Raw genomic sequence first — 11453 nt, forward strand, 5'->3', positions numbered from 1 at the left:
CGATTTAGGATGGTCTCGCGGGATGCTCGCCACAGTAGCGACTGGCCGTCCACGGCACTCGCTCGAATACCCCTTGAGAGCGACCACTTTCCGGAGTTTTGCGCTCCTGAAACACAAAGAGGCTGGCCCGAAGGCCAGCCTCTTGTGTTCGCGACATCAGCCGCGGTGCCGGGTGATGCTTAGCCCAGCAGGGACAGAACGCTCTGCGGTGTCTGGTTGGCCTGGGCCAGCATGGAGGTACCGGCCTGCTGGAGAATGTTGGCCTTGGTCATGTTGGACACCTCCTCCGCGTAGTCGGCATCCTCGATGCGGGAGCGCGCCTCGGTCAGGTTGGTGCTGTTGCTCTCGAGGTTCTGGACCACAGAGTCGAAGCGGTTGAGAGTCGCACCCAGGGTCGCGCGCTGATCGTCGATCTGCTGCAGTGCGGAGTCGACGGCGGTGATGGCAGACTGAGAGCTAGCAAAGGAAGCCACGCTCAGAGATTGAACGCTCAGATCCGACGCAGTCATGCTGACGGTATCGACGTCGATCTGGTCGGCGGCAGTGGTGTTGGCGCCGATCTGCATGCTCAGGGTAGTGGCGTTGCTCAGCAGCTCGGTGCCGTTGAACTTGGTGGACTGGGCGACGCGGGTGATCTCGGACACGCGCTCGTCGATCTCCAGCTGGATGGAGGAGCGGTCAGCCGCGGTGTTGGTGTCGTTGGCACCCTGGACCGCCAGCTCACGGATACGCTGCAGGTTGTCGCTGATCTGGTCGAGGCCACCTTCCATGGTCTGCACCAGGGAAATGCCGTCGTTGGCGTTACGGCTGGCCTGGCTCATACCGGTGATCTGAGCGCTCATGCGGTTGGCGATGGCCTGGCCGGCGGCATCGTCGGCGGCGCTGTTGATGCGCATGCCGGAGGACAGGCGCTCCTGGGCCTTGGCCAGCATGTTCTGGGATTCACGGAGGTTGTTCTGACCGATCAGAGAAGTGATGTTGGTATTGATCACGGACATGGTGATTACCTTCCTAGCTGTTGAGGGCTCCAGTGGCGGAGGCCCGTTTCGGGTCTTGATCGACGGCCCGGCATTTGGCCCTGCCACAACGGCGCCGTTGGCCGTTACTCCCTATAACGGTGTCCAGCGAGGAAACTTTAGGGGACACAAGCATTTTTTTGCTGGTCCTCACCACCTCTCGTTCCGCCATCGCCGTCATCCGAAACACATGGCCCCGGCCGGAGGGCCGGGGCCATGCGCGATCATCCAGCAGAACGACTTAGTTATTCTGCATATTGAGCCCGGCAAGCTGCTGCGAGAGGTAGGCGCTGGTGGAATTCATCTGGGCAATCAGCCCATCCAGCTGGCTGAACTGGCTGCGATAGCGCTCCACGGTACGCTCGATCCGCTGTTCGGTGCGATCGAAACGATCCTCGAGACGCCCGACCTGACCCTCGGACGTATCGATGGCACGCTGGACCATGCCCTCGCTATCGAGCATGTTGTCGAGGCTGCCCGCCAAGCGCCCGGCAAAACCGCCTTCCTCGGTCGTGCCGGCGAAAAAGTCCTGCAGCCCCTGTGGATTGTCGGCGATCACCTCGTCCAGCTTTCCTTCATCCAGCTCCAGGCGGCCGTTTTCGTCAAGGGAAATGCCCACGGCCGACATGATCTCCAGATCGCCACCGCTGACAGGATTCGTCAGGTCACGACTGAGCTGCGACTGGATGGTGCGCACCGTTCGATCACCCACGAGTTCGCCGGCGGTCTCCACGTCGCCGGTGGCCTCTGTCATACGACCCACCGTGGACTTCATCTCATTATACGCCGAGACGAAGGCCTGCACCGACTCCTTGAGCGACTCGGTATCCGGCTCGACCACCAGGCTCATGGTCTCCCCCGCTGACGAGGGCTCCAGCTCCAGCGTCACCCCTTGGATGGCATCCTCAACGGTATTGCTGGTACTGGTGATGGCGATGCCGTTGATATCGAGCGAAGCATCTCGGCCCGCCTGCTTCGTGCTGGCATCACCGGCCAGCGTTCCATTGGCAAAGGACATGCTCTCGATACCCGCAGCAGCACCGCTCTCCTGCGAGCTGAGCACCAGACGCGAACTGGTGCCGTCATTGATGATGGAGGCATCGACGCCTGCCGTCTCATCCGCGTTGATGGCATCGCGAATGTCCTCCAGCGTGGCGCCCTCCGCCAAGCTGATAGGGCCGCTGGTGCTGCCGTCACCGAACGTAAGGGTCAGTTCGTCGCCTCCCGCGCCGACCAGAGCAGCGCCGGGGTCACTCACGCCCTCACTGGCCAGGCTGCCGGCCCGGGCGGTCTGATTCACGGTGATCTCGTAGCGCCCCGCGCTGGCATCCTCGCCGACGGTAGCCGTCATGCCATCACCCTGTACATTCGCCGTAAGGTTGGTGAAGGTCGAGGCGTCGTTAAGCTTGTCGATCGCTCCCTGCAGCTTCTCGAGGCCGGATTGCAGCCTGCCATAGGCCGAAATCTTGGCCTTCTCTTCCGTTCTCTGCTCCGAGATCGGCACAAGCTTCTGCTGTTCGGCCGTGCGCAGCTGATCGAGCAGGCCATTGAGATCGAGACCGGACCCGACGCCGAGTGCTGAAATAGCTGCCATGGTAATCGCCTCCGCGATGAAAGCTGTTTGGAATCTTCCTGATGCTATCGGCAGAAGGACGCAGCACTTTAGGGCCATTCCCCAATGTTCCCAAGACATGCATCGAGATCGGCATGGCGCTGGTGTCGATTCGGTGGACATCTAAAGCCTATGAGGCATACGCCGATATTGGAACCGCCAATTCCCGATCAGGCAGTCTCGATGATCGAACGCCTCTCCGCCCACGACATCACCCACGACCTTATCCCCAGACTCCAGGCGACCGAGCGGCTTGTGGGCAACACGCTGCAAGACCGCATCGAGCACTGCTCGAATGCCACCGAGCGTGCCGGCCTGGAAGAGCTGAAGGCCGAGTTCGAGCTGAAGCTCACCATGATCCGCCTGAATCTGGAGCATCTGATGAAGCGCTACGCTCAACAGATGAAAGCTGCTCGGCAGGGCGGAGTAAACAGCAGCGCCTCGCTGACACTCGACGCCCACGAGGCCGTGGCCGTCGAGAGCGCCCGTACGCTCTACCGCAGGGCTCAGGCGCTCGCCACCTGACGCGACCCCGCCTTTGCTTCAGACACCAAAAAGCCCGGCACATGGCCGGGCTTTTCCGTTCAACAGAGGGAGCGAAAGACTCCGACACTTCAGGCCGGCGCTTCCTCCCGGTGCGTGTGCGGCAGGGCCGCAGGCCGTGCCTGGCCACCGCCGAGGGCCGGGGCGCCGCCGGTGGAGCGCTGGGCCAGGGTGAAGCCGCCGACCAGATCGGCGAGATGCTCGGCCTGGGCCTTGAGGTGCTCGGCGGCGGTGGTCGATTCCTCCACCAGGGCGGCGTTCTGCTGGGTCATGTTGTCCAGCTCCGAGACCGCCACGTTGACCTGGCCGATGCCGTCGCTCTGCTCGCCGGTGGCGCTGGTGATCTCGCCCAGCACGTCGGCCACGCGAGTGACGCTCTGCACCAGCTCCTCCATGGTCTCGCCGGCAACCTGCACCTGGCGCTCGCCTTCCTCGGTACGGGTCGCCGAGGTGTCGATCAGCTCGCGGATCTGCTTGGCCGATTCGGCGCTGCGGCTGGCCAGCTGGCGCACCTCGCCGGCCACCACCGCGAAGCCGCGGCCCTGCTCGCCGGCCCGGGCCGCCTCTACCGAGGCGTTGAGCGCCAGCAGATTGGTCTGGAAGGCGATGCTGTCCATCATCTTCACGATCTCGGCGATCTGGCGCGACGACTCGGTGATGCCCTGCATGGTCTCGCGCACCTGGCCCATGGCCTCGCCGCCGCGGCGTGCCACTTCGCTGGCCGAACTCGCCAGGCCACTCGCCTGCTGCGCCGACTCGGCGGTCTGCTCCACGGTGCCGGTGATCTCCTCCATCGAGGCCGAGGTCTGCTGCAGGCTGGAGGCCGCGTTCTCGGTGCGCCGCGACAGGTCCTGTCCGCCCTGGGCGATCTCGGTGGCCGCCACGTTGACCGACTCGCTGCTGTCGCGCACGTCGACCAGCACGTCGTTGACCTTGTCGGCGAAGGCGTTGAACTGGCGCGCCAGCTCGGCCTTCTCGTCGCGGCCGCGGATCGGCAGCCGGCGGGTCAGATCGCCGTCGCCGGAGGCAATCTCGCGCATGCGATCGGCCAGCAGGCGCAGCGGCCGGGCGATGGCGCTGCCCATCAGCCAGCTCGCCAGCAGCCCCAATCCGGCCACGATCAGCCCCACCAGGGTCATGCCCCAGAAGTCGGCCCGCTGCTGCTCGACCAGCCGTCCCTCTAGGCTGTGCAGGCCCGCCAGCACGGCGTCCTCGGGCAGGCGGATCGTCAGTACCCAGGGGTCGGGCACATCGCCGACGGTGAAGGGGCGATAGAGCTCGATATGGCTCCCGTCCTCGTCGAAGCGATAGATCGTCTCGCCGTTGGCGGCGGCGGCAAGCGGCTCGCGGGTCGAGGCATCGAGAGAGTCGTCCGCGGCCTGGCCCAGCGCGTCGGGCGCCTGGGTCGCCGCGGCGAGCACGCCGCGCGAGGCCACCAGCGCCATGTCACCCACGCCGTCGTAGAGCCCCTGGTTGGCCTCGGTGAGCAGGCCCTGGAGGAAGGCCACGTCGAAGTCCACGCCGGCCACGCCGCGGAACTCGCCGTCGACCTGGATCGGCACGTTGAAGGAGGTGACCAGCTTGCGCTCGCCGTCGTAGTCATAATAGTGCGGATCGATGACGCAGGTGCGCCCGGTTTCCTTCGGGCACAGGTAATACTCGCCCTGGCGGATGCCCAGATCGTCGAGCTCCTCGCTCTCCATGCCGTCGCCCAACGCGAGCACCCGGATCTCGCCGTCGGCGGTGCGATACCACCAGGGCATGAAGCGGCCGTCGTCACCGTAGCCGCCGTCCTCGATGTCGGCGAAGTAGGCATCGTCGCCGAAGGCGTTCGGCTCCCAGCCGATGAAGGCGTCGAGCAGGTCGGGATGCTCGACCACGGCGTCGCGAGTCAGGTTGGAGAGCTCGCGGCGTCCCATGGTCAGACGCGGCCGGCCCTCGTCGTCCTGCTTGCCCATCAGGGCGTTGGTGTTGGCCAGGCCGCGGGCCACCGCCAGGGCGCCCTCGAGCTCGCCCTGGATCTCCTCGCTGCGGGCCTCGGCCAGCGCCCGCAGGCGCTGCTCGGTTTTCTCCCTCAACAGCTCGCCGGCCTGATCGGCCACCAGCGCCTGGGAGCGGGAAGCGGACACGGTGGCATAGCCGACCAGTACCGCCGCCACCAGCAGGATGCACAGCCCTACCAGCAGGGCGACGTGGGTACGCAGGGACTTAAACTGCATGGCCGGCCTCCTGGCGTTCTGGCGAAGAGGCGCCGGCGAGGCGGACGCTCGGCAGGGGTCGGCGAGGCGGCCAGGCCACCCCGCGCATCGGGACATGAGGGGTCATGGGAATTCTCGCGTATCGGGACAAGGAAGTGCGATGCCGGCGCGTGGCCGCGCCGAGCCATTGTTCGTTGTGACGACGCGGGATAACGCCGTTCCCTGCCCCTATCGGCAAACCGCCCGGAGACTTGACGTCCCCGGGCGGAAAACCGTCGCCGCGTGTCGCCGCCGGCTCAGCGCAGGTCGCTCACCGCCTCGCGAATGTCCTCGACGCTGGCCTTGGTCAGATCCTTGGCCAGGGAGTGGATGACCGTCTTGGCGGTGGGGCCGTCGAGCTTGTCGCGCAGCAGCCCGAGGAAGCGCGGCGGCGCCACCAGGATCAGCTTCTCCAGGGTGTTCTCGACCCGCGCCCGGTAGAGGCGGTCGGCCACCTCACGGGCGAACAGGACCTCGTGATGGTCGGAGGCCGTGCTCTCGCCGCCGGCGGAACGGGCGGCGGTAGCGGACGATTCGTGCACGTCGCCTTCGCGGTCGGTCACCAGGTCGCCCTCGTGCAGGCGACCCTCGGCGTGCACCAGGCTGTCCTTCTCTTCCAGCTTGAGGGCATCGCGGGTGAACACCCGGGCCCTGGCGGCATCGGCCACCACGATATAGGTCGTCATAGTCGCTCCTTGCCAACGCGGTGAATGAGCGGGAGGAAGACTCCGTTCCCATCCCCACAGCATTGGCAAGCAGACGCCCAGCGTCAAACGGCGTCGGCATCCGCGGACACTGCCGCGCGGCCGCCGGCTGGGGTAGGATGCCGCCCTCGCCGGCACGGAGCGCCGGCACGACTGCCCGGCCTCCCGACGGCCGACTCCCGGAGGACTCGATATGCGCCATTTCCTGTTCCCGCGGCATCCCCTGCCGCGCCGCACCCTGCTGTTCTGCCACGCCGTCCTGCAGCTCGGCCTGCTGGCGGCCGGCGGCCTGTGGCTGGCGCCGCACACGCCCTGGCTGGCCGAGACCGACTGGCTGTCGGCCTGGCCCGAGCTGGCCCTGGGCGGCGGCGCCACCTTGCTGGCCATGGTCGCCCTGCGCCTGCTGGCCGAGCTGTGGCTGCTGCCCCATCACCTGGCCGCCCAGCGCACCGGCTTCTCCGCCGGCGCGGTGGTCACCCGCTCGATCGAGCGCCGGCCCGCGGTCCACGATCGCGATCAGGCCCGCGTGGCCGGCGGCCGTGAGGTCGACGCCGAGGACGCGGTGCTGAGCCCGGCCCGGGTGACGCGCCAGGCACCGCCACCGCGTCGCCACGACGAGCCGAGCCTGGACCTGGCCGGCGGCCACGCGGAACCGGCCCCCGCCAACGAGCCGCGATTGTAGGCGCTGTCTGCCGCACAGCGCGCGCCCCGCCCTGAAACGACGAACCCCGGCCTTGGCCGGGGTTCGTTGCTATGAACGCTGCACGTCAGCGTCAGTCATTCAACAGCCGCCGCATGAAAGGCGGCAGCGCCAGGGCGCCGCGATGGGCCTCGACGGTGTAGTAGTCGAGCGGCATCTCGCTGGCCGCGGCCTCCACCTCGCGGAAGCTGGCCACATCGGTCGCCTTGCCGGCCAGGGTCACGCTCCACCAGCCGGAAGGATAGACCGGCTGCGGGAAGGGCAGCGTGGCCACGCTGTCGAAGCCGGCCTCGCGCATGTCATGGCGCAGCTCGCGGATGATGCTGCCGCTGTGATAGAGCGGCGACTCGCTCTGCTGCACCAGCACGCCGCCCGGGCGCAGCACGCGATGGCAGCGGCGCAGGAAGTCGGTCTTGAACAGGCCCTCGGCGGGGCCCACCGGGTCGGTGGAATCGATGATCAGCACGTCGATGCTGTCGTCGTCCGCCTCCTCGATCCACTTCACCCCGTCGGCGAAGCGCAGCTCGGCGCGCGGGTCGTCGTTGGACTCGACGAGCGCCGGGAAGAAGCGCTCGGAGGCCCGGGTCACTTCCTCGTCGATATCGATCTGGGTGACCTTCTCGACCCCCGGATGGCGCAGCACCTCGCGCAGGGTGCCGCAGTCGCCGCCGCCGATGATCACCACCCGCTTGGGATCGGCGTGGGTGAACAGCGCCGGGTGGGCGATCATCTCGTGATAGAGGAAGTTGTCGCGGTCGGTCAGCATCACGCAGCCGTCGAGCACCATCAGATGGCCGAAGGTCTCGGTGGCGTAGACCTCGAGGTACTGATAGGGGCTCTGCACCTCGTGCAGCTTCTCGGACACCTTCAGCGAGAAGGCACTGCCGTGGCTGTCGAAGACTTCGGTGAACCAGCCGGAATCACCGGGATTGAGGCCAGCGTCGGGGCCGGTATCAAGAGAGGTGCTCATCGGAAACCCTCAGGATGACGAGTGAAAGGAAACCATGACCGCCGCGGCGGCCGGCAGAAGCGTCGGCGTCTAGCGCATGATACGGCGGCGAAGCCCCCACAGCACCAGCACCGCACAGCCCGCGCCCAGGGTATTGGCCAGGATGTCGGCGGGATCGCCGCCGAAGCGCCCGGGCACCGCGATCTGGGCGAACTCGATCGCCACGCCGAACAGCGCCGCCGCGGCGAAGGCCAGTGTCAGGCGCAGCCCGGCCAGCCCGCTCAGCCCGGCGATGGCGGCGTAGCCGAGGAAGTGGTTGAGCTTGTCCCAGGGCAGCGAGCGCGGCAGCGCATCGCCCGGCACCAGGCTGCCCCAGGCCACCGTCAGCGCGGCGGCCAGCGCCAGCCAGGCCCACAGGCGGCGCCGGTCGTGCCAGCGCCGCAGCAGGTCAGTGAGCCGAGCCGGCTCAGTCATGGGCGATGCGTTGATGATAGGCCGGGCTCAGCTCGTGCAGGGCGTCCATGAAGGCGCTGACGTGATCCGGGTCGGTGAACTGGCTGATGCCGTGACCGAGGTTGAACACGTGGCCGGGGCCCTCGCCGTAGCTGTCGAGGATGCGCGCCACCTCGGCGCGGATCGCCGACGGCCGCGAGAACAGCACGTTGGGGTCCAGGTTGCCCTGCAGGGCGACGCGATGGCCGACCCGCTCCCGGGCGACGGACAGCTCCGTGCTCCAGTCCAGGCCCAGGGCATCGGCGCCGGAGGCCGACATCTCCTCGAGCCACTGGCCGCCGTTCTTGGTGAACAGGATCACCGGCACCTTGCGACCCTCGTGCTCGCGGATCAGCCCGGCGACGATCTGCTCCATGTAGCGCAGCGAGAACTCCAGGTAGGCCGGCGTCGAGAGCGCCCCGCCCCAGGTGTCGAAGATCTGCACCACCTGAGCGCCGGCGCGGATCTGGGCGTTGAGGTAGTCGGTGACCGCGTGGGCCAGGGTGTCGAGCAGACGGTGCATGGTGTCCGGCGTGTCGTAGAGCATCGCCTTGACGTGGCGGAAGTCCTTGCTGGAGGCGCCTTCCACCATGTAGGTGGCCAGCGTCCAGGGGCTGCCGGAGAAGCCGATCAGCGGCACCCGGCCGCCCAGCTCGCGGCGAATCGTGGAGACCGCGTTCATCACGTAGTCGAGGTCGCGCTCGGCGTCGGGCACGGTGAGCGCGTCCACCGCCTCGGCGGTGCGCACCGGCTTGCGAAACTTGGGTCCCTCGCCGGTCTCGAAGTAGAGCCCCAGGCCCATGGCGTCGGGGATGGTGAGGATGTCCGAGAACAGGATGGCGGCATCCAGCGGATAGCGCTCCAGCGGCTGCAGGGTGACCTCGCAGGCGCGATCGCGATCGCGACACAGGTCCATGAAGCTGCCGGCCTGGGCCCGTACCTCACGGTATTCCGGCAGGTAGCGGCCGGCCTGGCGCATCATCCACACCGGGGTGCGGTCCACGGGCTGCCGCGCCAGGGCGCGCAGAAGGCGATCGTTCTTGAGTTCCATGCGGGCGCTCATCCACGGAAAATGTGGCGACATTGTACCCCATCGGAACCGCACGGGCTGCTCGTGAGCCCGTCATCGTCCTGATAGAATGCGGGAATACCCATCGGCCACGCCATGGTCATGCATCGAGGTACACCGTGACGATTCGCTACATCGCCGCCTCCCGGCTGCCCACTCCCTGGGCCACCTTCACCATGCACGGCTTCGAAGACGAGGCCACCGGCAAGGATCACATCGCCCTGACCCTGGGTGACGTTGACGATGGCGCGCCGGTGCTGGGCCGTGTGCATTCCGAGTGCCTGACCGGCGACGCCCTGTTCTCGATGCGCTGCGACTGCGGCTATCAGCTCCAGGAGGCGCTCAAGCGCATCGCCGCCGAGGGCCGCGGCGTGCTGCTGTATCTGCGCCAGGAAGGCCGCGGCATCGGCCTGCTCAACAAGATCCGCGCCTATCACCTGCAGGACCAGGGCGCCGACACCGTGGAAGCCAACGAGCAGCTCGGCTTCGATGCCGACCTGCGCCGCTACGACCTCTGCCTGCCGATGCTCGAACGGCTGGGCATCGGCGCGCTCCGGCTGATGACCAACAACCCGCGCAAGGTCGATGCCCTGACCCGGGTCGGCGTCGAGGTCAGCGAGCGGGTCAGCCTGACCACCGGCCTCAACCCGCACAACGAGCACTATCTCTCCACCAAGGCCGGCAAGCTCGGTCACATGATGGCCCTGGACGACTTCACCCAAGCCAGCGACGTGGATATCGAACGCAAGTCCTAGGCGCTGCCCGAGCCGCGTCTGCGCTCGACGACATTCGGACACCGTCTCAGCGGAGTGAACTGACGGGAACCTCCCCTTCGACGCCGCCGTCGAAGGACAAAGGGAGGTACCCGTCATGCCTCGACCCTCGCCCCGCGACGACCCCGGCTATTCGCTCCTCGAGGAGCTGCTGCACAGCGTCAGCCATGGCGTGGGTGCGCTGCTCAGCGTCGCCGGCCTGGTGACGCTGATCGCCCTGGGCAGCCGCGAGCTGAACGACGGCCCCTACAAGCTCACCGCGGTATCGCTCTACGGCACCACCCTGGTGCTGCTCTACACCGCCTCCACCCTCTATCACGGCACGCGCCATCCCGGCCTCAAGCGCGCCTTCCGCATGCTCGACCACTGCGCGATCTACGCCCTGATCGCCGGCACCTACACGCCCTTCCTGCTGGTCAACCTGCGCGACTCCGTCGGCGCGCCGCTGCTGGCGGCGATCTGGACCCTGGCCGTGGCCGGCATCGCGCTGAAGCTCGCGCGCCCCTTCACGCTGGGCGGCCTGCACATGGGCAACTACCTGCTGATGGGCTGGCTGATCGTGCTGGCCGCCGGTGAACTGCCCAGCGCCTTCACCGCCACCGGCCTGGCGTTGCTGGTCGGCGGCGGGCTGACCTACTCGCTGGGCCTGGTGTTCTTCGCCGTCCGCGCCATCCCCTTCAACCACGCGGCCTGGCACCTGTGCGTGATGGGCGGCAGCGCCTGCCACTTCGCCGCCGTGGTCGTCGACGTGCTGCCCTATTCGGGCTGATTCCCTTCCCGCGCCATCGCGGCCCGCGTCTCTCGAATGCGCTTTCTCACCCTCTCGCCGGCGTCGAGCCAGGTCGGGATAGGCCGGCTTTATCGACGCTATAGCTAACTGTGTCTTTGTTTATGTTTAGCGTGCTACTATTATTCTCCACATCGAACGGCCCGGGACACACCGGATGCCACACGAAGCAACTACCGATTGGAGAGAGGAGACACCCCATGAAAACCAAGATGATCGCCGCCAGCCTGCTGCTCGCCGCCCTGCCCCTCGCCGCCCAGGCCGACAACGCGTCCGAACGCGCCCTGACGCTGAACCAGCAGCCGCTGTCCACTGCTTCCGCCCAGAGCGCCGCGGCGCAGGACGCCAGCCAGGAAGACGTCGTCGCCACCTGGGGCGCCAGCGAGGCCATGGCCCAGGCGCGCCTGCGGCTGAACGCCCGCCAGCAGCAGACCCACATCGCCTCCAGCGACAATGCTACCGAGCTGGCCCGCCAGGCCACCCAGGGCTGAGGAAGGAACCTCGCCCCAGCCATCCGCCGCTAGCCTGATCGCGAGCGCATCCCGGCGTCCCGATGCAAGAAGCCCCCGAC

The 11453-nt window shown here is 67.3% G+C and carries 12 protein-coding genes; 5 read left to right on the plus strand and 7 right to left on the minus strand.

From position 1 onward, the window contains the following. Window positions 1–179: 179 nt before the first annotated feature. Window positions 180–998: a flagellin gene (locus tag CVH10_RS05555; protein ID WP_035596906.1), complete on the minus strand. Its 819-nt coding sequence runs from the start codon at window positions 996–998 to the stop codon at window positions 180–182. 259 nt (window positions 999–1257) lie between these two features. Continuing rightward, a complete protein-coding gene (gene fliD / locus CVH10_RS05560) occupies window positions 1258–2610 on the minus strand; it encodes a flagellar filament capping protein FliD (protein WP_035596903.1) in 1353 nt (450 codons plus the stop codon). 201 nt (window positions 2611–2811) lie between these two features. Here fliD and CVH10_RS05565 point away from each other — a divergent pair, with 201 nt between their 5' ends. Further along, complete coding sequence (locus tag CVH10_RS05565; protein WP_035596900.1) at window positions 2812–3153, plus strand: hypothetical protein; 342 nt, start codon at window positions 2812–2814, stop codon at window positions 3151–3153. An 89-nt stretch (window positions 3154–3242) separates the two neighbouring features. On the opposite strand, the gene CVH10_RS05570 is transcribed toward CVH10_RS05565, so the two are convergent. Both CVH10_RS05570 and CVH10_RS05575 read right to left on the minus strand, forming a co-directional pair. After that, complete coding sequence (locus tag CVH10_RS05570) at window positions 3243–5390, minus strand: methyl-accepting chemotaxis protein (protein ID WP_106488052.1); 2148 nt, start codon at window positions 5388–5390, stop codon at window positions 3243–3245. Window positions 5391–5665: 275 nt separating this feature from the next. Beyond that, window positions 5666–6094: a host attachment protein gene (locus CVH10_RS05575; protein ID WP_035599752.1), complete on the minus strand. Its 429-nt coding sequence runs from the start codon at window positions 6092–6094 to the stop codon at window positions 5666–5668. A 211-nt stretch (window positions 6095–6305) separates the two neighbouring features. On the opposite strand from CVH10_RS05575, the gene CVH10_RS05580 reads away from it, so the two are divergent. Next, window positions 6306–6794 (plus strand): hypothetical protein, encoded by a 489-nt coding sequence (locus CVH10_RS05580; RefSeq protein ID WP_106488053.1) that lies wholly within the window; start codon window positions 6306–6308, stop codon window positions 6792–6794. A 91-nt stretch (window positions 6795–6885) separates the two neighbouring features. Here the strand turns inward: CVH10_RS05580 and speE are convergent, their stop codons facing one another. From speE to hemE, 3 genes are all read right to left on the minus strand, one after another. Beyond that, complete coding sequence (speE, locus tag CVH10_RS05585) at window positions 6886–7782, minus strand: polyamine aminopropyltransferase (RefSeq protein ID WP_106488054.1); 897 nt, start codon at window positions 7780–7782, stop codon at window positions 6886–6888. A 69-nt stretch (window positions 7783–7851) separates the two neighbouring features. After that, the gene (locus tag CVH10_RS05590) at window positions 7852–8235 is read right to left on the minus strand and encodes a hypothetical protein (protein ID WP_035599744.1); all 384 of its coding nucleotides are present in this window, start codon (window positions 8233–8235) and stop codon (window positions 7852–7854) included. Beyond that, a complete protein-coding gene (hemE, locus tag CVH10_RS05595; RefSeq protein WP_035599742.1) occupies window positions 8228–9304 on the minus strand; it encodes a uroporphyrinogen decarboxylase in 1077 nt (358 codons plus the stop codon). The genes CVH10_RS05590 and hemE overlap by 8 nt, the downstream gene beginning before the upstream one ends. Before the next feature lie 137 nt (window positions 9305–9441). On the opposite strand from hemE, the gene ribA reads away from it, so the two are divergent. From ribA to CVH10_RS05610, 3 genes are all read left to right on the plus strand, one after another. Next, a complete protein-coding gene (ribA, locus tag CVH10_RS05600) occupies window positions 9442–10077 on the plus strand; it encodes a GTP cyclohydrolase II (RefSeq protein ID WP_035599739.1) in 636 nt (211 codons plus the stop codon). Window positions 10078–10192: 115 nt separating this feature from the next. After that, window positions 10193–10864 carry a hemolysin III family protein gene (locus CVH10_RS05605; protein WP_106488055.1) on the plus strand — a complete coding sequence of 224 codons (672 nt, stop codon included), beginning with the start codon at window positions 10193–10195 and terminating at the stop codon, window positions 10862–10864. A gap of 218 nt (window positions 10865–11082) precedes the next feature. Then, window positions 11083–11373, plus strand: a complete 291-nt coding sequence (locus CVH10_RS05610) for a hypothetical protein (protein ID WP_035599259.1) — start codon at window positions 11083–11085, stop codon at window positions 11371–11373. The last annotated feature ends 80 nt before the right edge of the window (window positions 11374–11453 follow it).

The organism is Halomonas sp. ND22Bw (genome assembly GCF_003011945.1).
In the GTDB taxonomy this organism is placed as follows: Bacteria; Pseudomonadota; Gammaproteobacteria; order Pseudomonadales; family Halomonadaceae; genus Halomonas; species Halomonas halophila.